This is a genomic window from Alistipes sp. An54, assembly GCF_002159375.1.
Classification (GTDB): Bacteria; Bacteroidota; Bacteroidia; order Bacteroidales; family Rikenellaceae; genus Alistipes; species Alistipes megaguti.
Genome location: NZ_NFIA01000015.1, coordinates 37,322 through 59,016, shown reverse-complemented (window position 1 = coordinate 59,016; position 21,695 = coordinate 37,322). Strand labels below are relative to the sequence as shown.

17 protein-coding genes and 1 tRNA gene are annotated in these 21,695 nt (G+C 58.6%); 11 read left to right on the top strand and 7 right to left on the bottom strand.

Going from position 1 to position 21,695, the window contains the following annotated elements:
• Positions 1–158 precede the first annotated feature (158 nt).
• The 5 genes from B5G09_RS11960 to B5G09_RS11940 are packed head-to-tail and all read right to left on the bottom strand — an operon-like array spanning position 159 to position 5,510.
• Positions 159–830, bottom strand: a complete 672-nt coding sequence (locus B5G09_RS11960; protein WP_087405342.1) for a phosphatase PAP2 family protein — start codon at positions 828–830, stop codon at positions 159–161.
• 7 nt (positions 831–837) lie between these two features.
• Complete coding sequence (locus B5G09_RS11955) at positions 838–2,343, bottom strand: MBOAT family protein (RefSeq protein ID WP_087311279.1); 1,506 nt, start codon at positions 2,341–2,343, stop codon at positions 838–840.
• Positions 2,340–3,974 (bottom strand): hypothetical protein, encoded by a 1,635-nt coding sequence (locus B5G09_RS11950; protein ID WP_087405341.1) that lies wholly within the window; start codon positions 3,972–3,974, stop codon positions 2,340–2,342. The genes B5G09_RS11955 and B5G09_RS11950 overlap by 4 nt, the downstream gene beginning before the upstream one ends.
• 9 nt (positions 3,975–3,983) lie before the next feature.
• Positions 3,984–4,748 (bottom strand): zinc metallopeptidase, encoded by a 765-nt coding sequence (locus B5G09_RS11945; RefSeq protein ID WP_087311281.1) that lies wholly within the window; start codon positions 4,746–4,748, stop codon positions 3,984–3,986.
• A gap of 12 nt (positions 4,749–4,760) precedes the next feature.
• A complete protein-coding gene (locus B5G09_RS11940) occupies positions 4,761–5,510 on the bottom strand; it encodes an SDR family NAD(P)-dependent oxidoreductase (protein WP_087311282.1) in 750 nt (249 codons plus the stop codon).
• A gap of 77 nt (positions 5,511–5,587) precedes the next feature.
• Between B5G09_RS11940 and B5G09_RS11935 the strand changes: the two genes are divergently transcribed.
• From B5G09_RS11935 to B5G09_RS11905, 7 genes are all read left to right on the top strand, one after another.
• A complete protein-coding gene (locus tag B5G09_RS11935) occupies positions 5,588–6,832 on the top strand; it encodes an FtsX-like permease family protein (protein ID WP_087405340.1) in 1,245 nt (414 codons plus the stop codon).
• On the top strand, positions 6,829–7,545 hold the full coding sequence (gene ubiE / locus B5G09_RS11930) for a bifunctional demethylmenaquinone methyltransferase/2-methoxy-6-polyprenyl-1,4-benzoquinol methylase UbiE (RefSeq protein ID WP_087405339.1): 717 nt from the start codon (positions 6,829–6,831) through the stop codon (positions 7,543–7,545). The genes B5G09_RS11935 and ubiE overlap by 4 nt, the downstream gene beginning before the upstream one ends.
• Complete coding sequence (locus B5G09_RS11925) at positions 7,542–8,051, top strand: hypothetical protein (protein WP_087405338.1); 510 nt, start codon at positions 7,542–7,544, stop codon at positions 8,049–8,051. The genes ubiE and B5G09_RS11925 overlap by 4 nt, the downstream gene beginning before the upstream one ends.
• Entirely contained in the window at positions 8,048–8,515 is a 468-nt protein-coding gene (locus B5G09_RS11920; protein WP_239403304.1) for a hypothetical protein, read from the top strand. The genes B5G09_RS11925 and B5G09_RS11920 overlap by 4 nt, the downstream gene beginning before the upstream one ends.
• A 119-nt stretch (positions 8,516–8,634) precedes the next feature.
• On the top strand, positions 8,635–8,835 hold the full coding sequence (locus tag B5G09_RS11915) for a hypothetical protein (RefSeq protein WP_241147666.1): 201 nt from the start codon (positions 8,635–8,637) through the stop codon (positions 8,833–8,835).
• Positions 8,836–9,061: 226 nt separating this feature from the next.
• The gene (locus B5G09_RS11910) at positions 9,062–9,676 is read left to right on the top strand and encodes a flavodoxin family protein (protein ID WP_087311287.1); all 615 of its coding nucleotides are present in this window, start codon (positions 9,062–9,064) and stop codon (positions 9,674–9,676) included.
• Positions 9,677–9,841: 165 nt separating this feature from the next.
• Positions 9,842–9,929 (top strand) — tRNA-Ser (locus B5G09_RS11905).
• Between the two features lie 325 nt (positions 9,930–10,254).
• Here the strand turns inward: B5G09_RS11905 and B5G09_RS11900 are convergent.
• Complete coding sequence (locus B5G09_RS11900) at positions 10,255–10,644, bottom strand: hypothetical protein (protein WP_087405336.1); 390 nt, start codon at positions 10,642–10,644, stop codon at positions 10,255–10,257.
• A 911-nt stretch (positions 10,645–11,555) separates the two neighbouring features.
• The gene (locus B5G09_RS11890) at positions 11,556–14,531 is read right to left on the bottom strand and encodes a sialate O-acetylesterase (RefSeq protein ID WP_087405334.1); all 2,976 of its coding nucleotides are present in this window, start codon (positions 14,529–14,531) and stop codon (positions 11,556–11,558) included.
• Positions 14,532–14,719: 188 nt separating this feature from the next.
• Here B5G09_RS11890 and B5G09_RS11885 point away from each other — a divergent pair, with 188 nt between their 5' ends.
• The 4 genes from B5G09_RS11885 (at position 14,720) to B5G09_RS11870 (ending at position 21,657) form a co-directional block, all read left to right on the top strand.
• Positions 14,720–15,349 (top strand): sigma-70 family RNA polymerase sigma factor, encoded by a 630-nt coding sequence (locus B5G09_RS11885; protein ID WP_206384446.1) that lies wholly within the window; start codon positions 14,720–14,722, stop codon positions 15,347–15,349.
• Between the two features lie 90 nt (positions 15,350–15,439).
• Positions 15,440–16,444 carry a FecR family protein gene (locus tag B5G09_RS11880; RefSeq protein ID WP_087405332.1) on the top strand — a complete coding sequence of 335 codons (1,005 nt, stop codon included), beginning with the start codon at positions 15,440–15,442 and terminating at the stop codon, positions 16,442–16,444.
• A 231-nt stretch (positions 16,445–16,675) separates the two neighbouring features.
• Complete coding sequence (locus B5G09_RS11875) at positions 16,676–19,960, top strand: TonB-dependent receptor (protein WP_162608279.1); 3,285 nt, start codon at positions 16,676–16,678, stop codon at positions 19,958–19,960.
• Between the two features lie 35 nt (positions 19,961–19,995).
• Positions 19,996–21,657 (top strand): RagB/SusD family nutrient uptake outer membrane protein, encoded by a 1,662-nt coding sequence (locus B5G09_RS11870; protein ID WP_162608278.1) that lies wholly within the window; start codon positions 19,996–19,998, stop codon positions 21,655–21,657.
• The last annotated feature ends 38 nt before the right edge of the window (positions 21,658–21,695 follow it).

The window sequence follows — 21,695 nt, the reverse complement described above, 5'->3', positions numbered from 1 at the left end:
CCCCCCCCCCGACGTGCCGGCCTCCGTCAAGGAGCAGCGCAGCCCCTCCGACCGGGGATTCTGACCGGAGCCGGGAGTGTGAGCCGGGGCTTTGAACCGGGGCCGTGAGGCGTGTGTCGGAAGCGGAAGTCCGGAACCGGGCCTTTTCCGCCGGCGAATTATTCCGCCGCCTTGCTGCGGGGTGCGAAACGCCGGTAGAGTGCCCAGGCCGCCCAGCCCAGCACGGCACCGACCAGAGCGCCCCAGACCAGATCCATCGGGAAGTGTTTGCCCAGATAGATCCGCGAGTAGCAGACAACCAGCGTACAGCATATCATCAGCAACGTGAACCACCGCCGGCGGATGACCCGTGCCGAGAAGAGCGCCAACGCCACGATCGTCGCGGCGTGGGCCGAGACGCTTCCGTAGCGGCCGCTGACCGCTTCGATGGGGACGTGTACCGTCCAGTGCCCCGAATACCCGGCCGCCGCAAGCTCCTCGGGCGAGAGCCAGCGCAGCGTCCGCAGCGAGTCGGGCGTGATGTCGAGCCCCTCGAGCGAAGGGGTGAACATCGGCCGCCAGCGCGGTTCGAAATCGGGCAGCAGACCGCCCAGCAGTCCGTTGTGTTTGAAGATCCCGGCCACCATGTCGGCCAGTGCCACCGCTGCGGCCATCAGCACCAGGAAGAGCAGCATCCCCCGCCAGCCCGAGCGTCGCCAGACGAGCCACAGGATCACCGCGTAGAGCGGAATCCACATCGTCGTTCCTGAAAGGGTGAGCATGATGCGGTCCCACACGGGTCCGCCGTCGAAGTTCAGCGCCAGAAAGAGTTGTTGGTCGAGGTTCTGCATCGTCGGATCAGAATTGGAAGTAGATGAAGGGCTGGATGTCGCTCGACTTGATCTGCATGACACACCAGATCATCGCGGCGGCCATCACCACCTGCAGCACCAGCGGGGCGTTGACCACCACCTGCCGGGCCAGGGCATCGACCCGCCCCGGCATCAGGTGCAGGATGTATCCCGCGGCAATCAGGGCGAAGACCCCGGCATATCCGGCCACCACCTGCGGGATCATCGCCGGGTTGAAGTTCTCGAAGATCTGGTGCAGCATCAGCGAGACGGTCTGCATCGACTCGGCGCGGAACATCAGCCACCCGAAGCAGACCAGATTGAACGTCACGAAGATACCCGCCGCACGGCTCCACCAGTGCATCTGTGCGCCCGATACCTTGGCACCGGGGACGACGCTCAGCCAGAGCTTGTGCAGCGCCAGCGCCACGCCGTGCAGCCCGCCCCAGAGGATGAAGCGCACCGCCGCACCGTGCCACAGTCCGCCGAGCAGCATCGTCAGGAGCAGATTCCAGTAGGTGCGCAGCCGTCCCTTGCGGTTGCCGCCCAGTGAGATGTAGAGGTAGTCGCGCAGCCACGACGAGAGCGAGATGTGCCACCGCCGCCAGAATTCGGTGATCGTGGCCGACTTGTAGGGTGCGTCGAAGTTCTTCGGGAAGCGGAAGCCCAGCAGCAGCGCGATGCCGATGGCCATGTCCGAGTAGCCCGAGAAGTCGCAGTAGATCTGCAGCGCGTAGCCGTAGATGCCCATCAGACACTCGAAGCCCGAGTAGAGCAGCGGTTCGTCGAAGACCCGGTCGACGAAGTTCAGCGAGATGTAGTCCGAGATGATCGCCTTCTTGAAGAGACCCGTGAGGATCAGGAAGACCCCCGTGCCGAACATTTCGCGCGTGATGCGGATCGGGTTCTGGCGTATCTGCGGGATGAAGTCCCGGGCCCGCACGATGGGGCCGGCGACCAGCTGCGGGAAGAACGACAGGTAGAAGAGGTAATCGAGCCAGTTGGTCAGCGGGCGCAGCTGTCCGCGGTAGACGTCGATCGTGTAGCTCATCGACTGGAAGACGAAGAACGAGATGCCCACCGGCAGGAAGATGTTCTGGAACTGGAGAAAACCCTGCCCGAAGAGCTGGTTCGAGATGTCGATCAGGAAGTTCGTGTACTTGAAGTAGCCCAGCATGCCGAGGTTCACCGCCACGCTCAGCGCCACCAGCCAGCGTTTGGTCTGCCGGCTCTGCGTGTGGAAGATCCCCCGTGCGATCAGGAAGTCGCTCGTCGCCGTGAAGATGAGCAACAGGAAGTAGATGCCGCTCGACTTGTAGTAGAAGTAGAGCGAAAAGAGTACCACATAGATGATGCGGGCCATCGGCGCCCGCCGGAAGGCACTGTAGACGAGCAGGAAGCCCGCAAACAGAAACAGGAAAAGACCGCTGCTGAAGATCAGCGGCGAGGTGGCGTCGTAGGTCAGCAGCGCCGTGAGCCGTTCCCAGATGCCGTCCGTTGTGGGGAGTGTCATGGTTGCGGCAGGTTAAGGGATTCGGGGACCGGAAGCCCCTGCGGTTCGGGCGTCAGCTCCGGAAGCAGCTCCCGCTGCAGGCGGATTCGCTGCAGCGAGTCCATCACGGCCGCGGCTTCGGCCTGGCGGCGCTGCGTGAGGAGGATCTCCGTGTAGGCCTTGCGGATCTCCTCGTTCAGCGCATCGTAGAGCGCCCACGCCACACGCCGTCCGCCGGCGTAGTTGATGTGGGTGAAGTCCTTGCCGGCCCAGCCGTTGCGCACGAACTCCGCCATGCCACCCTGGGCGCGCATCGCGTCGCTCGTGGGCCAGAAGGCGGCTCCCGTGTTGCGGGCCGCCGTGCGCTGGCTCTCGGTCATGTAGGGAACGGCGTCCATCGGTTCGAATCCCGAGTCGGTCTTCACCGAGCGGTCGCTCACGCCCAGGATCAGCACCGCGGCACCCGGGAAGCACTGCCGTACGTAGGCCACCATCTTTTCGATCTGCGAGGCGTAGCCGCGATAGTCCGTCACGCCCGCCTGCATGATGTTCAGTCCGTACTGGAGGATCACCAGATCGTATGGTGCAAAGGAGTGGATGCGGGCGTTGACCGACGGATTGGTCCAGAACATCGCCTGGCCGTTGTTGCTGCGCACCGAGTAGTTGTCGACCACCACGCCGTGCCCCTCGAAGATCGCACCGTAGCCGATGAAGTCCTTCGTCCCGGCGAGAACGCGGAAGCCCAGCGAGTGGATGTGCGGTGCCGAAACGGCGATCTGGCGCACCGTGGCATCGCCCTCGACCGTGAATTCATGCCGCAGCGTGTCGTTCAGCGTCACCTCCACGCGGCTCTCCGCCGGGGAGAGGAAGAGGATCCGGGCGTCGGTCACGGCATCGAGCTGCTGCCGGAAGTCGGTGTTCTCCCAGCGGGTCGAGGCGTCGGTCGAGGGCTGGCTCACCCAGCCCGAAATGTAGAAGTGTTCGCGCAGGAAATCCGGAGCCGCCTTGCGCTGCATGATGTTGTAGGTGGCCCACCCCTTGGACTGCGTCTTGATGGTGCGGCGGAAGGCCGTCAGCGGCGAGGCCATCGGGGCAAAACCCGTACCGCCGCCCGGACGTCCTCCGTAGGCGGTCTGGAGGCGTTCGCGCAGATCGGCCGTCAGGATGTCGCCCTCGACGAACGAGTCGCCCAGAACGGCAATTCGCACCGGACGCCGCGCCAGCAGCAGCGTGTCGCAGAAGGCCCGCAGACGGCCGCTGTCGCTGTAATCCTCGATCGGAGTCAGCGTGGCGACCCATCGTGTGGTGTCCGCCTTGCGCGGCGCATAGCGGTCGTCGGCCGGCGTGTCGTCCGCAAGCCGCCATTCATAGATGGTCGGGGCCTCCTGGTGCGCGGTGTCGGCCTCGATGCGCGAGGCCACCTCCGCCAGATCGACGCGGAACTCCTCCTCGTCGTAGAGCCCCGTGGCGGCCTCCTGCTCCGCCGGGGCCGAATCGTCGAACGTCATGAGGTCCGAGAGGATGTTTGCGCGCCGCAGGTGGATGCCTCCGATACTCTGCGGAGGTATGAAACTTACGGCCACGAGCACTGCGATGAGTGCCGCGGCCGCCAGCCAGGTGCGATGGGTGTAGTCTTTCTCCGGAGTGTTCATTCCGCGTTGTCAGTCGTTGCGTCGTCCGAGGATCAGGAAGACGTAGTAGAGCACCGACGCGATGGCGCTCAGTGCCGCCACCAGGTAGGTGCGGGCTGCCCACGAGAGGGCTTCGCGCGCCTGCGAGAGCTGCACGCCCTGGATCGTACGGCTGGCCTGCAGCCACTCCAGCGCCCGCGCCGAGGCGTTGTACTCCACGGGCAGCGTCACGATCGAGAAGAGGGCCGACATGGCGATCAGTCCCACGCCGATCCAGCAGAGCACCTCGTTCTGCGTCGTGGCCAGGATCACCAGACCCAGGATGATGACCCACGTGGCGGCCGACGAGGCGAACTGAACCACCGGAACCAGCTGCGAACGCAGCACCAGCGGTGCATAGCCCCGGGCATGCTGCACGGCGTGGCCGCACTCGTGGGCCGCCACGGCGGCTGCCGCCACGCTCGTCGACGAGTAGACCGCGTCGCTCAGATTGACGGTCATCGTCTGCGGGTTGAAGTGGTCGGTGAGCTGGCCGCTCACGTGCGTAACCTTCACGTTATGGATGTTGTTGTCGCGCAGCATCTTCTCGGCCACTTCGGCGCCCGTCAGGCCGCCCGGGAACTGCACCTTCGAATACTTCTTGAAGACCGACTGCAGGCGCGCCTGCACCACGAAGCCGATGACGCCGATGATGATGATCAGCACGAACATGCCCATCGTGGCGGCGTCGTAGCGTGCGGCATGCGGCTCTGCGTAGTAACCTGCCTGAAGCAGGGTGATAAGGGGTTGATACATAGTCGTAAGTGTTTACTGTTTCTTGCGATACGTGTAGTACGAACCGGCTTGCTGGCTCGGCATCAGTACCATGTCATTAACGTTCATGTGGGCCGGTAATTGTGCCACCCACGCGATTGCCTCCGCAATATCCGCGCCGGTGAGGGGCTCGACCCCCTCGTAGACGGCAGCGGCACGTTGCCGGTCGCCGTGGAAACGCACCTCGGAGAACTCCGTTTCGACCATGCCGGGGCGGATCTCCGTCACCTTGATCCCGGCCGGGAGCAGATCGGCGCGCATCGACTGCGAGATGGCGTGCACGGCGTGTTTCGTGGCGCAGTAGACCGCGCCGTTTTCGTAGGGCTCCGTGCCGGCGATCGACCCCAGGTTGATGACGTGTCCGCGGCCTGCGGCCACCATTTTCGGTGTGATGACCCGCGTGACATAGAGCAGCCCCTTGACGTTGGTGTCGATCATGGCGTCCCAGTCGCGCGTGTCGCCGCGGTCGATGTGTTCGAGTCCGGCGGCCAGTCCGGCGTTGTTGACCAGCAGGTCGATCTGCTCGAGGGGTTCGAGGTTGCGCCGAACCTCCTCTTCGGAGCGGACGTCGAAGGCGAGTGTCGTGCAGCTCCCGCCCGCCGCCTCGATCTCGGCCTTGAGTTCGGCGAGCCGTTCGGCACGGCGTCCCGTGGCGATGATGTCATAGCCTGCGGCGGCGAGTCGCAGGGCCGTTGCGCGGCCGATTCCGGAGGTCGCACCCGTGATGAGAGCCCGTTTTTTCATGAAAATCCCGTATTTCGGGCAAAAATACGAAATTTATATGTTTCTTTGCATAAATTTCAGGACAAAATAGAGCACCCGTGAATCTCGCCTTTTTCATCGCCCGCCGTACGGCCCGTCCGACGCCCGGAAACCGCCCCGGGGTCATGGACCGCATTGCCGTAGGGTCGGTGGCCCTCGGGGTGGCGGTGATGATTCTGACGTTGGCCGTGGTCATCGGCTTCAAGCGCGAGGTCGCCCGCAAGATGGAGGGGTTTGCCTCGCACGTCACGGTGACCGACATCCGCGGGGTCGATGCGCTCGATTCCCGGCCCGTGCATCGCAGCGCCCGTCTCGAGGCGTTGATCCGTTCGACCGACGGCTTTGTTGCGATGGCCCCCTATGCGCTCAAGGGTGGGATTGTCCGCACGGCGGATGCCGTGGGTGAGGTGGTGCTCAAGGGCATCGGACCGGATTACGACACGTTGCTGCTCGGGGAGTGGCTCGTCCGGGGGCAGATGCCCCGCATCGGCGATTCGATCCGCACGAAGGACATTCTCCTCTCGCAGCTGCTGGCCGACCGGCTGGAGGTCGGCGTCGGGGACCGCATCGAGATGCTGTTCGTCGACGGCGGCGAACGCCCCCGCCGCGACCGCTTCAAGGTGTCGGGAATCTACGCCTCGGGGTTGGACGAGATGGACCGCTCGATGGTCTTCACCGACATCCGGAACGTGCAGCGCCTCTGCGACTGGTGCGCTGACGAGGTCTCGGGCTACGAAATTCGGGTCCGTTCGCTCGACGAGGCTCCGGCTTTTGCCCGGACGCTGGACCGCACGCTGCTCTACGACGAGGGTGAGGGCACCGAGAACCTGGCCGTCGAGAGCGTCACCGAGCGTTACGCCAACATCTTCGACTGGCTGAAGGCCCACGATGTCAATGCAGCCGTGGTGATCGGCATCATGCTCGTCGTGGCGTTCTTCAACATGACCTCGGCGCTGCTGATCCTCGTCCTGGAGCGCACGCGCATGATCGGGCTGCTGAAGGTCCTCGGCATGCGCAGCCGGCAGATCCGCGCCGTCTTCCTCTGGCGGGCCGCCTTCGTGGCGCTGCGCGGTCTGGGGTGGGGCAACCTCGTCGGTCTGGGCCTCTGCGTGCTGCAGCACACGACCCATCTCGTCAAACTCAACCCGGAGGGGTATCTCCTCTCCGAAGTCCCCATATCGCTGGGGTGGGGGTGGTGGCTGGCACTCAATGCCGGCTTCATCGCCGTGATTGTCCTCCTGCTGATGATCCCCGCCTCGATTGTCTCCCGTATCAAACCCGAAGAAACGATTCGTTACGAATGAAACCCTACAATACCGATCAGTCCAAGAAGGAGGAGGTCCGCGAGATGTTCGATAACATCGCGCCGAAGTACGACCTGCTCAACCATACGCTCTCGATGAGCATCGACCGTCTCTGGCGCCGTCATGTCGTGAAGATCGTGTGCCGTGTGAAACCCCGCCGCATCCTCGACGTGGCCACCGGAACGGGTGACCTGGCCATCGCCATGGCCCGCCGCATCAGAGAGGCTCACGTCCTGGGTGTCGACCTCTCGGAGCGCATGCTCGACGTAGCCCGCCGCAAGGTCGAGGCCCGCGGTCTGGACGGCCGCATCGTGCTGGACCACGGCGATGTCGAGCACCTCGATGTGGCGACGGCGTCGGTCGACGTGGCCACCGTCGCCTTCGGCGTGCGCAATTTCGGTGATCTGGATGCCGGGCTGCGCGAACTGGCCCGGGTGCTGCGCCCCGGCGGGCGGGTCGTCATCCTGGAGTTCTCGAGACCCTCGAACCCGCTGTTCCGCACCCTCTACGAATTTTATACCTACCGGATTCTGCCCCGCATCGGCGGCATGGTCTCCCACGATCGCCGTGCCTACGAGTATCTTCCGGCCTCGGTCGGCGAATTCCCCCGCCCGGCCGAATTCCTGCGGCGGCTCGAGGCGGCCGGATTCCACGACTGCAAGGCCCGCAGCCAGAGTTGCGGCATTGCCCAAATTTATATTGGTGTACGATGAAACGATTGTTCTTTTATTCGCTGCTACTCTTCGCCGTCCTGGCGATGGGCTCCTGCCGGCGCTCGATTGAGAAGACGGCTCAAAAGATCCGTTTCGAGGGAATTGAACGGGTGCAGCTGCAGGGGTTGACCTCCGCCGAGGTGGTCGCCCGGATCGACAACGGCTCGGCCCATCGGCTCCAGCTCGCCTCGGCCCGGATCGACATCCATTACGCCGATGCGGTCGTGGGGCGGCTGATTCTCGAGGAGCCCGTCGAGATCGACCGTCGGACGCAGGCCTCGATCCGGACGCTCTGGCGGCTGCAGATCTCCGATCCGCTGACCCTCTTCGTCCTCTACCGCAAGGTGAAGGCCGGTGAGTTGGACCGTATCGCCCTCTCCTTCGAGATCGAGGGCCGCGGCGGCCCGGCTCCGCTCCGTTTTTCCCGCGAAAAGATGCCTTTGTCCGAATTTTTGACTACCTTTGGGCTCTCCGTTCAGGATGTGCAAAATTATCTGAAGTTATGAAATACCGTACGCTGATCCTTACCTGCGCTCTGTTGATGGTCGCTTCGGTTGCCGGAGCCCAGTCGCTCGAGGCCTTCAAGCAGCGTCTGGCCCAACCGACAGCCGGCTCTGCGCTGTTCGATCCGGCTCGCGTCGTGGTCACCGAACACGGGGATGCCGCCCGCGCCGTGGCCGATGCCGCCCGCAGTGCCCAGCGCCTCTCCTACAAGGGCCATCGCGTCTGCATCTTCTTCGACAACGGCCCCGATGCCCGCAACGGTGCGCTGGCTGCCAAACAACTCTTCGAAGAGACTTTTCCCGGTATCCGGGTCTACATGGTTTACGAAAGCCCGTGGTTCTCGGTCTCGGTCGGAAACTGCCTGACCTCCGAGGAGGCTATCATCCTGAAAGGCAAGGTCTCGGCCACCTTCCCGAAGGCCTTTCTGAAGAACGAAGTGATCTCCGTGAGCGACCTTCTGGAGTGATTTGCGGCTGCTTTTGAAAATTTTTTGATTTTTCTTTGCTTTTTTTTGGCGAATATCTATCTTTGCGGCGTTTAAGAAGTGTTAATTAAACGTTTGACGCTATGAAAAAGATTTTCTCTTTGGTCATCGTTCTGGCTGCCGTAGCCATGGTTAGCTGTGGTGGAAACGCCAACAAGAAGGCAGCTGCTGATGCCGCTGCTACGGAAGCTGCTGCTACCGAGGCTTCGGCTTGCGAGGGTTGCACCGAGAAGTGCGATTCGACGGCTGCTTGCGAGCAGGCTGATTCGACCGCTGCCGAGACGGTTGAGGCTGCAAAATAATTTTGCCCTCTGAAGATTGGGGAGATTCCTCGAAGGGAATCTCCCCTTTTTTTGTCTTCTCGGGATCGGAGCGTGCGGCTGCAGTCCGGCCCCCCCCCGAGATTAGACGGGCGGAGGCGTCTGCGCAGGCGGCCTTCCGATAAAATCGGGTGATGCGATCTCCTCCGCATCCCCTTTTTTTGTATCTTTGGGTGGCGAAAACCAACGACATTAAAAAATATCAGCTATGAAAGTCCTGCTTATCAATGGAAGCCCCCATCGCGAGGGCAATACCTTCATCGCATTGAACGAAGTTGCCCGCACGCTCGAGGCCGAGGGCGTAGAGGCCGAAATCGTCTCGATCGGTACCAAACCCATTCCGGGCTGCATCGGCTGCTGGCAGTGTGCCCAGACCGGCAGTTGCGCCTTCAACGACGATCTCTACCTGCTGATCCGCGAAAAACTGGCCACGGCCGACGCCCTGATCGTCGGTTCGCCGGTCTACTTCGCCGGCCCGAACGGTTCGCTGTGTGCGCTGCTGGACCGTCTGTTTGTCTCGTGCGTCGACCGCCTGGCCTATAAACCGGCTGCTGCCGTGGTCGTGTGCCGCCGCGGAGGAGCCAGCGCCGCGTTCGACCGTCTGAACAAGTATTTCATGATAACGAACATGCCGGTCGTCTCGTCGAAATACTGGAACAGCGTCCATGGACGGACTCCCGGCGAGGCCAGTCAGGACGGTGAAGGTCTGCAGACGATGCGTGTGCTGGGGCGTAACATGGCCCGCGTGCTCAAGGCCGGATTGCTCGCTACGGAGAACATCCCCGAAGCCGAACCCCGCATCATGACGAGTTTTATCCGTTAGTCGGTTCTCGGGGCGCACGAATCGGACTCGGGACCGGGCCTTTCATGCCGCGGGACTGACTTTTCTTTCGAGCCTGTCCGAATCCGTGTCAGGCGGCGCCGTGCAGAAAAAATCGCCGTCATTTGCAGAATCGGGAAATATTGCGTACTTTTGCGCCATCCCCACGGAAAGATGCAGGAGTGGTTGAACTGGCCCGCCTGGAAAGCGAGTAAACCTCAAAAGGGTTTCAGGGGTTCGAATCCCCTTCTTTCCGCTCGAAGGTACGTTTGTGAAGAGCGTTGCAGAATTTCTGCAACGCTCTTTTTGGTTGTTCTCATATGCGGCGTTTGCCCGGTTTCCTCCCGGAGCAGATGGCGCGGGACCGAAGACCGGAGTGGATTCCGGTCGACGGTAGAGTAGTGCGGCATCGTGTTTGGCGCCGCTTCCGGTAGGCGGAAGGGGCGCGACAATATCCCGTGGGCTGTTGGCGGGGTGAAGGTACGCCGTGAACACGGGCTCTGTCGGCAGCTCCTCCCGTTGCGGGTGGGCATGCCTTGTCGGCTGATGGGGCCGGTTGTCGTACAGGTCCCGAGCGTCGCTTATTCGACGTGTTGCTGTGCCTGTCCGATCCGCCGGTCCAGCGGGGTTGAGGAGCGTTCACGGAGAATCGTCAGCACCTCCTCGACAATCTCCTGCAGGGTCCACGGAGAACCCATTTTGCGTAATCGCAGACGCTCGCTGGCGATACGCAGCGGCTCGAGTAGTCCGATGGCTGCCACGATGTAGGGCGGCATCCGGAGATTGTCGATCCGGTATTTCCGCTGGTTGAGGTAGGTCAGAAACGTGTCGTAGGTCGTTCCCAGCAGGTAACGGCCGTAAAGTTCGAAGATCCGTTTGCAGTTGCGGAGTGAGTTCTCTCGTTCGAAGTAGGCCTGTTTCAGCTCTTGCGCCAGAAGAATTCGCCATTTCAGGTGGTTGGGTACGTACATATGTTCGAGTTTTTAATGCTCTTATTTCCGGTGAAACCGGCTTGAGCCGAAATGAGTACCGGGACATTGGCCTTGCCTGCTTCTTGAGGAGGTGTGCTTGCCGGATTTGTCTCTTCGACAATGAGGTGCTTGCTTCCCGTTTCGTCAAATTGAGCCCATGGTTTGGAAGCAAAGATAAAATAAATATTGGTAATATACAATAATAAATTGTAGATTATGGCTTCCTGTGAACCATGATCATGGCCTTTCCTGAAAAATGGAGATCTTCGGAGATAAGGTTCTCGATGAGCAGCAATTGGATAAGTGGACGCCGTTCTTCTTGCGGATGATTTCGGCGTACGGCGTGCCTTGCATGCGAGAAAGTAGCGATGCCCCTCCCCTCTGTTTGGTTGAACGTTGCAATGATTGGCCGATCCAATTCGCCGGGATCGGATATCGGTTGCACGGATCCGGAAAGAGGCGAATTTTTCAAAACGGAAATAGGGTATAGCCCGTTTGCCCGCTCATCAGTGTGATTGCCCCGTCTATCGGGTCGGAAACCTTGCGGGCCGATCTGTGGTGAGGACCCGGACAGAAGGTGCCGGTACGGCCGGAGGAAGGCGTTTGTGGATACCGGTGGTCCCGTTCCGTACCGATAGCTCTTATCCGGGGTGTTCGGACCGTTTCTTCGGCAGTTCGCCCGTTATGATGACCTCGGAATGGAGATGTTCTTTGCTTTCGGACGGAAGGAGAAGCGGCCGAATAGGAGCAAACCGCGATGCTTCCCGTATATGGGAAAGTTGAAAAAACGGGACGGTTGAGATCTCCGTCCCGAAGAAAATGCTGTTCCGATCGGATCTCCCCGACGGTTGGATCCGGACGACAAGCCTCATTTGGATCGGTTCCTTACCTGCAATCTTGAGCGAGGCTCCTCAACGTTGCGGTTCGCTCTTCTGAGCGAGAAGTGCATCTATGATTTTGCGAGCCACAATTCGCTGACCGGCTCCATCCATGTGAACGCCATCCCTCGTATAGACTTTGAAGACGGGCTGCAGCGGATGGTAGAGGTCGATGACCTGCCAACCGGATTTTTCCGCAATGGCCGAAAAAACGGGAACCAGTGCCCGAAGCCGGCGATTCCCGCCGGTATATTTTGCTCCGACCTTTGCATCGTCCATCGGCGGCGGGGTCATGAAGAGGCATAACGGATGGTAGCGTCGGACCAGCGGCGAGGAGTTCATTCGTTCGATCAACTCCCTGAAATGGGTGACGACCTTCTGCTGGTGATCCGAATAGACGGCTTTCGTGTCGTTGGTCCCCAGACAGACGACGATCACGTCGCAACGCCGCTTCCTGAAATAGCGGTTGGCTTCATCGAGATCCTGTTGAAGTGTGTGGAGCGCATTGAGGTGTGAATCTCCATTGTTGTCGAATCCGATGGTGCGGCCGCTGCGGGAGTTGTTGTGGATATCGGCCTGCGGAAGCAGGGCCTGAAGCTGATCGACCCAACCGTCGCGTTTCTCCCCGTTCGAGTCGCCCAATGTCCAGATTCCTGGAGCCATATCGTATTCCGACTCCTCGACGGGCAGCAATGACAGGGCCTGGGGCAGTTGCTCGTGGCCTCCTTCGAAGAGCGTCAGCGAAACAGTGCTGTGGTTTCGGCTGAGATGAACGGCTCTTCCGCACAGCGTCTGTCGGATATCCCGGTCCGGGTTTTGACGCGCTGCAACCAGTCGAAGTGCCTCGCGGTCGGATACCAGACTGGAATCTGCGGCCCCCAGTGTACGGGCCACGTAGTTGTACATGTTGATGGCGTGCGTAATCGGAACCGAGCCCTTGTAGCCGTCGTGAATGCCTTCGTAGATACACAGTCTTGCACCCCGGCGCAGTGCGGTCGGGTAGGGCAGATGCAGGGGCGACCGCTGGCGGAGTTGGATTGTGTCGGGTTCGTTGTCAGCCGGTGCACAGCGCAAAATATCTTCGGCGTAGTGCTGCCGCCGCCCGACGGACTCTTCGTACCAGCTCTTCAGATCGGAGATCGGCGCCCAGGCGGAAAAACTCTTTACCGGATATTTCATGGTCATGTAGGCCAGCAGGGTCGCGTAACCGCCTCCCGAAACCCCGATGACATGGACATCCTCCGGATCCGTATTCCCGTGTTCCACGGCGTATCGTACGGCATCCTCAAGGTCGGCGATTACTTCCCGGCTGCCGCAGGCTTGTGGGCGGTTGTTCGGACCCCGGAAATCGGGATGGATGTAGTTCCAGTTCCGGGCCGCAGCCTCTGCGGCGAGCGGATCCTGTTGGGTGTAGTCCCCGCTCCAGGTGTGGAGACTTACGACAAGCGGTCGGCGGCGGGGACCCGTCGCTTTGCGGAAATAGGCCCGTTGCGGTGTCCCACCCAGCGAGGATGGAATCTCAACTTCATCAAATCCGACCCATGTGCCCTGTTGCGGATTGTCCCACTCGGGAACGGAATCGGGTGAGAACGATTGCTCCCCGGTATCCGTACGGAACAGCAGAACCGGAATGCCGGAGGTATTATAGAGATTCCCGCGGCTCCAGTTCCGAAAGCCGTATCGTACGGCCACCGGATGCGGAACCTGTGGTGAAGTGACACGAACTGCACTTTGCCCCGGGAGAATCCGCGCTTCGGCCGGTTGGAATATGGAGTCTTGCCCGCACAGTTCAAACCCGGTGATCGTCCCTTCGGATCGCAGACCGTATGGAGCCCCTTCGAATGAGACGACCGCCGCATTGTCCTTCCCGAAACGAACCGATCGGAATCGGGGACTGTGCGCTTCAAGACCTCGGATTCGGTAGTTGTCGGTCAGCGCCAGCAATCCCAGACGTTGTCCGATCTCCTGTTTGCGGGGAGGATGGATGGTCGTGGAGTCTCCCAGGTCCAGGGTCCCGACAATTCCGCTGTGGGGGATGGTTTGCGCCGCACGGTGTTGGGTCTCCACCAGCAGCGGGCGATCGATTCCCTGCGGGTCGTCGTAGCGGTACGGTGCCAGTTCGACAAAGTAGAACGGCATGGAGGTATCCCCCCATCCCCTCCGCCATGCCCGGACCATCTCGTTCATCATCCGGTCATATATACGATAGTCGGCCCGATTCCCTTCGCCCTGATACCAGATGAAGCCCCGGACGGCATATCGCTCCAGAGGGTGGATCATGCCGTTGTAAAGAGCCGACGGAATCTTCTGCTTCATCATGCCCGGACGCTCCCGAAACATGACGCCGCACTCCCGCTCGATCTTTTTCAGCGACTCCTCCGGCATCCAGGCCTCGATGGAGGAGGCGCCCCAGTTTGCCGATATCAGCCCGATGGGGATCTGCAGGGCATCGGTCAGCGTGCGGCCGAAATGGTAGGCGATGGCACTGAAGTCACTGATCCGCTCCCAGTCTGGAACGGCCCACTCTCCCGGACAATCCTCACGCGGGGCCGGTGCCGAAACGTTCCCCATCTTGAAGAGCCGGATTGAGGCATAACGACTCGATTCGAGCAGGGCCTGAAGCGATCCTTCGGTATGCTCACCCTGTTCGCCGTGCATGGTCAGGGCCATGTTCGATTGACCCGAGCATACCCAGACCTCTCCGATCATGACGCTGTCGAGGCATGTCTTGTCTCCGTCGTCGATCTCGATCCGGTAGGGACCTCCTGCTTCGGGAGTAGGTATTCGGACGAGCCATCGCCCCAGGCTGTCGGCCGTTGTTCGCAGACGATCTCCGCTCCAGGAGGGACGGATCCGTACGGATCGTCCCGGCGCCGTTTCTCCCCACAACTGGACGACGGTGTCGCGTTGCAGGACCATGTGATCCCCGATCAGGGAGGGAAGTTTGACCTTGGCCGTCAGAGGCACGGCTCCGAGCATGACAAGCAGCAGAATCAGTAGTTTTTTCATGGATTGGCCGGTTTGATTTTATTTAAGACACCATTTTCGGGATAAATTACCAAACAAAATCCGATTAATTGCAGAATAAAAAATAATCGTGTCGAAGTGTTCGGAAAAGACTTCTTTTCCATTTTTATTTTGTTACCTTTGATGTGGAACAGAGGCGATAACTCCCATTTGCAAACTCTTTTTTACGGATGATCGGTCTCCATGACCACGGATGGGTTTTCTCTTCTGGACTTATTGGAAATAGCATGGATTACTCGCAGCGAAATTTTTCGAAAGAGACGTTGACCTTGTTGTTTGACCGCTATTTTACCCGCCTGACAGCCTTTGCCCGGACCATCACCCGCTCCGAAACGTTGGCCGAAGAGGCGGTGCTGGATGTGTTTCTCAAATTGTGGCAGCGTCAGAATCTTCAGAAAATCGATCGGCTGGATACCTATCTCTTTATTGCCGTACGGAATGCCGCTGTCAACAAATTGCGGGATTTCAAACGCTTCCGTTTCGAAATGATCGATGACGCAGATATCCCGCTGGCCCGATACAGCGCTCCTCGGGGGAATGATCTCCTGATTGAAACGGATATGATGGAGGCGCTGGAGCGGGCAATCGAAAAACTCCCGGCCCGTTGCAAAATTGTCTTCCGTCTGATGCGCGAAGAGAGACTCGGACGTGTCGAAACGGCAAAGGTCCTCGGAATATCGGTGAAAACCGTCGACAACCAGTTGGCCATTGCCGTCAGGAAAATTGCCGAAGAGTTGAATATAGACCTGTCGGATCCCCGCAGGTCGAAGATCTTTTTGTGCTTCCTGCTCTCATTCTGAGTGCCGGAACAAAATAGTTCGAAATATTGTGAAATCTTTTGGGGAAAATCGCTCTGCCCCGTGTCCTAATAGTGAAATCGCTTGTAAATCATGAAAGGCTTGCACCACAATATCGTTCGATGGCTCACCTTTTCGGCCACGTCTCGTGATCGGAAACGGATTCACGACTGGAAAGATCGCCAGTCGACGAATGCTGCCTGGCTTGAGGCACTCGGTTCCTGGTGGAACAATCCGGCTCCGCGCCCCGAAAATCCGCGCCGGGAGATCCTCCGCAATCGCCTGATTGAAAGGATCGATGAACGAAGCCTCCCCGAAAGAAGAAAGATTCATCCTCTCTTGCGGGGAATTGCTGCTGCGGCCATCTTGATCCTTGTCAGCTGGGCTTCGATCCGCGTGGCTGATCTGGCCGGCTATTTCGACTCCGAAAAGCAGTTGGCCGTTTCAACCCGGGCCGGTCAGCAAAGCTGTGTCGAACTGCCCGATGGTAGTCTTGTTTGGCTCAACTCCGAGTCGCGCGTCGAGTTCCATGCCGACAAGCAGGCCCGGTATGTCTCACTCGTCGGTGAGGCCTGTTTCGATGTCGCACATGATACCCGCCATCCCTTCTTTGTCGAAGCCGGTGATGCCCGGATTCGGGTCCTCGGTACCAAATTCAACGTCCGGCACTATGCCGAAACCCGGCGGATCGCAACCTCGCTGCTTTCCGGGCATATTGTCATGCGCATTCCCGGATTCGATGACGAAATCGATCTGATGCCCGGAGAAAAGGTCGTATACAACGAACTCGACGGAACCTTTACCAAATCCCATCTCAACACCAACAATGATATCCTCTGGCAAAACGGAATCCTGATCTTTGAGAATGAACCCTTTGATCTGCTGGTCAAAACCCTGGAGCGATGTTACGATGTGGAGCTGTTTTACGATGAATCCGATTTCGAGAATATCCACTTTACCGGCTCGATCAACAACCTGAGCATTTACAAGGTCTTGGAGTTTATCGATCTGACTATCCCCATCCGGTATTCGATCGAAAACAAGACGATTCATCTGAGGCTGGACAAAACCCAGTTCCGGAAAAAATCCCTCCGTTGAAATGGATCCTGACCCTAATGATAACAACCTGAAACCTCGCGCCTATGATCTATTCAAGTTACTACTAATCAGGCGTATAGTCTGATTATTCCCTCATTTTTCCAATCTGTTGAGGCGGCTCTCTCCGAGTGCCGTCAGGATATTCTCAACCCTTCCAAATTGTACCTAAGACTGTAAAGTATGAACCCAAAACTGCCTCTCTGCAACCTTCCACGGTACTGTCGTACCCTGTTGTCACGTTCACTCCTCGTTTTATTCGCTCTCTTGCTCGGCTATCCGGCCTATCCGGCCGAACCTTCCGACGAGGAGTTGATAACGCTCCGTGTGCGGAATCTGACGATCCCCGAGATCTTCAAGCGGATCGAGCAGGATTACGGCTACAGTTTCTTCTATCGCGATGAGCAGCTTCGCGGCCTGGGCCGTCGGTCCATTCAGGTGAAAAACGCTTCGATGGAGAGCGTCATGGATCAACTCCTTGCAGGAACCTCCCTGACCTACAAGATCGACAGCCGGCACATCGTACTCTTCACCCGGGAGACAAAGCCCGCAACCGTGCAGAATGCCGACGGTACGCTCTCCGTGGTCGGATGCGTGACCAATGCCTCGGGAGACAAAATCCCCGGTGTGACGGTCATCGTCGTCGGGAACCCTTCGAAAGGTGCAATCACCGCTGCGGACGGCTCCTATCGGCTCGACAACATTGATCCGCAAAGCACGCTGCGCTTTTCGTTCATCGGAATGAAAAGTGTTGAAATCCCCGTCGCCGGACGTACGGCCGTGGATGTCGCGCTGGAGGACAGCTCGATCGGTATCGACGACGTAGTGGTGGTCGGTTACGGTACGATGCGCAAATCCGATCTGACGGGTTCGATCGTTTCGGCAGACCTCGATGCCTTCCGCGAAGCCCCGAATGTCTCGATCGTACAGTCGCTGCAGGGCTCCGTTCCCGGTCTGAATGTCGGGCAGGTAACCTCCGCCGGTGCAAACCCGAGCATCACCGTGCGTGGTCAGAACACGTTCGACGGTGGCAATACCGCTCCGCTTCTGGTGGTCGACGGAATCATCTACAAGGGAAATCTCGTGGATCTGAACCCCGCCGGCATCAAGTCGATCGATGTCCTCAAGGATGCCAGCTCCGCCTCCGTATACGGATCCCGGGCCGCCAACGGCGTGATCCTGATCACGACGATGACCGGCGCCAGCGAACCTTCCAAACCCGTTATCACCTATTCGGCCTCCTATTCGATCCAGACGCCCGCCCATCGGCTCAAACCCCTGAATCGGGAGCAGTTCCTGCGCCGTGTGCGCGACGCCCTGTGGGACAAGGCCTATCTGGCTCCCGACTATACCCAGTACAATCCCGATTTCGATATTACCTCGGCGTGGATCGCTCCGGCCAATATCAAGGGGTTCGAAAACGGTACCGATTTCGACTGGTGGGATGCCGCAACCCAGACCGGGCATATACAGACCCATAACCTGAGTGTCAGAGGTGCTACCGATCGTACCTCCTACTTCATCTCCTCCGGATTTACCGATCAGCTGGGGTATATCATGAACGACAAGTACAAACGTTGGACCGGGCGTATCAATCTCGAAAACAAGATCCTCTCCTGGTTCAAGGTCGGTGTGCAGAGCATGGTTGCCTCGGGCGATTACAGCGGTCAGACCCCGGCTATGGGCGACATCATGCGCATGAGTCCGCTGAGCGTTCCGCGCGACGAAGAGGGCAATCTGATCCGCCAGCCGATGGATCAGAATATTCCGAATCCCTTCGAGCCGACCGAGATCGACGATCTGAACAAGGAGCTCAATCTGATGGGTACCGTCTATGCCGTGGTTGACATCCCCTATGTCAAGGGCCTCTCCTATCGGGTGAATTATTCGCACGATTACCGGATCTCGCGCCGATATACCAGCGACCCGAACGGCAACAACTACAAGGGTGAAGCCACCAAGTACAATGCAACGGCTCACGACTGGACGATTGACAATATTCTGACCTACGAACGGACCTTCAATGAGGATCACAATGTCAACGTGACGCTGTTGGCCGGTCGCGAGGAGAACGAATATGAAAATACCAGTGCCGTGGCAAGCGACTTCTCGAATATGGATCTGGGGTACAACAAACTCGGGGTCGCTACGATTCAGAAAACCTCCTCCAGCGCCTGGAATGAGAGCAGTCTGTACTACATGGCCCGTGCCCATTACGGCTACAAGGGGCGTTATCTGGGAACGTTCACCGTGCGTCGGGACGGTTTCTCGGGCTTCTCCAAAAAGAATAAATTCGGCGTATTCCCGTCGGCGGCTGTGGCCTGGGTCATCAGCGGTGAAAACTTCATGAAGAACAAACCGCTTACGATCGAATTCCTCAAACTGCGCGCGTCGTATGGCGCAACCGGAAACCGCACGCTGGGCCGTTACAGCACGTTGGCCCGGGTTACGGCTACCCCCTCCTATATTTTTGGCGACAACAATTCGCCCTCGATCGGCCAGTACATTTCGTCGATGGCCAACGAGGACCTGAAGTGGGAGACGACGCTCGGTCTCAATCTCGGGTTGGACTTCAGCATCCTGAAGGGGCGTGTCAGCGGTAATTTCGAGTACTACAATACGAATACCAGCAATATCCTTTACAGCATCAACATCCCGCAGATGACCGGTTTTTCCAGCATCAAGAGCAATATCGGCAAAATTCACAACCACGGTTTCGAGTTCTCGATCAATTCCCGCAACGTGCAAACCAAGAATTTCGCCTGGGACATGACGCTCAACTTCTCGCTCAACAGAAATCGCATCGTCTCGATCCTCGGTCCGCAGAACGATGTCGACGGCGACGGTCGGGAGGATGACCTGGTCTCCAGTTCGCTCTTCATCGATCAGCCGCTGGGATCGATCTACTACTACAATATTCTGGGTATCTATCAACTTGATGACGATGATATTCCGGCCGGATACCGTCCCGGTCAATATCGGGTGGAGGATATCGACGGAGACGACAAGATTACACCCGACGGTGACCGCAAGATTATCGGATATTCGGAGCCGAGTTATCGCTTCAGTATCGCCAATACGTTTACCTACAGGAACTTCACGCTGCGAGTCTTCATCAACTCGATACAGGGCGGACGTAACCGCTATATGTCGGCCAACACTCCCAACGTCGGCTACAACGACGCCGCGACGAACTGCAATGCCTTCGCCTATGACTACTGGACTCCGGCAAATCCCGATGCCGAATACGCTCAGATCTATTATGCCACCCCGACGGTGACTACGGTCTATCGTCAGCGGAGTTTCATCCGCCTGCAGGATGTCTCGTTGTCGTATCGTTTCAGCCGGGAACTGCTCAGCAAGATCGGTCTGCGCGATCTGAAACTTTATGTGAGCGGCAAGAACCTCTACACCTGGACCAACTGGCAGGGCTGGGATCCCGAAACCGGACAGGGCCTGACGCTCAACGGCAGCCCCGTATTGCGCAGCTGGACATTCGGTGTCGAAATCGGTTTCTGATATGCTTTAACCTGTAAAACTTCACGATTATGAATATGAACAGACTGTTTCGCTCTTCTTTCTTCGTGGCATTGGCCGTTACGATGCTGGCGGCATGCAACGAGGTCAAGATCCTGGAGGAGGTCCCTCTCGACTTCTACAGCCCCGAAAACTCCTATACGAGACCCGAACACTTTGAGGCCGCAATTACCTATATTTACGACAAGACGCGGAATGTCTTCTACAACAACGATGACAAAAAGGGTTTTTCGCTGATATCCGGTTCGGACTACCTGCGCGATGCCCGCAATGACGGCAGCTTCAGCATGGGCGACTATCGTCTGCTGACTCCCAGCTCCGCACAGCCCGATTACTGGTGGCGTCAGCTCTACGGCATTATCTCTGCGGCAAATGTCATCATCGACCGGATCGGTGCCGCCGAGTATTCCGATGAAACGGCCCGGACGCAGATGTTGGCCGAAGCCCGTTTCTTCCGCGGCTTTGCCTATCGGGCATTGGGCTGTCTGTTCGGCGGCGTGCCGTTGATCGAGCATGAGATAACGACGCCCCGTCGCGATTTCGTACGTGCGACCCGCGAGGAGACCTATCGCTTGGCGGCAACCGATCTGCTCTTTGCAGCTCAGAATCTCCCCGAAAAGAAGGATGTCAAGGCTCCCGGTCGGCTTAATCGTTCGGCGGCTTATCACTTCCTGGCCGAGATGTATTTGGCGTTGGAGGAGTTTGACAATGCGGTCAAAGCGGCCAGTGCCGTCATTGACGATCCAGCCTTTGGGTTGATGAAAGTACGTTTCGGCAATCGAAAGGATGATCCCGGAAATCCCTGGTGGGATCTTTTCCAGATGGGGAATCAGAATCTGGCCGAAAATACCGAGGCCATTTGGGTGGCCCAGATCGAACCCGACGACGGTCGTCTGGGTGTCGGAAACTACAAGATCGAACGAATCTGCGGTTGCGTCTACTATCAACTCAAGGACCCTGACGGAGTCGAAGGCTTCATTGGCCCCACGACGCAGAACGGCGGCCGCGGTGCCGGTTATTTGGGCCCGACGACTTATTGGGCCGACGAACTCTGGCGCAGCGATTGGGATAACGATCAGCGGAATCAGGAACCGAACATGATTCGGGATTTCGTCTACGACAACCCCAAATCGAAGTATTACGGCAAAAAGGTCAGTGAAAACAAGGGAACCAATTACGATACGAAATATTACTGCTATCCGTTCCAGTCGAAAATCACCCAACGAGGGGATCATCCTGCCTATCTGTATGCCAGTGAGGAGGATATGGCGATCGGTCTGCTGACTTCATCGGCCATGAAGACCTATCATGATCAGTATTTCGCCCGGTTGGCCGAGACCTATCTGCTTCGTGCTGAAGCCTACCTGAGGGACGGTTATCCGGACAAGGCGGCCAATGACATCAACGAGGTGCGTGCAAGGGTGGGGGCCCATCCCATTTCGGCGGCGGATGTGACCATCGACTACATTCTCGACGAGCGGTTGCGGGAACTCTCCTTCGAGGAGACCCGGATTTTGACACTTGCACGTCTGGAGATGGTTTACGACCGGGTGAGCCGTTACAACGATTATATCGAGGGCGAGACCATCTCGGAGTACAACAACCTTTATCCCATTCCCTACAGTGAAATAGAACGCAATACGGAGGCCGTTCTCGAACAGAATCCCGGATACGAATGATGATCATGAAATATCCATATCGGTTATTGCAAACGCTC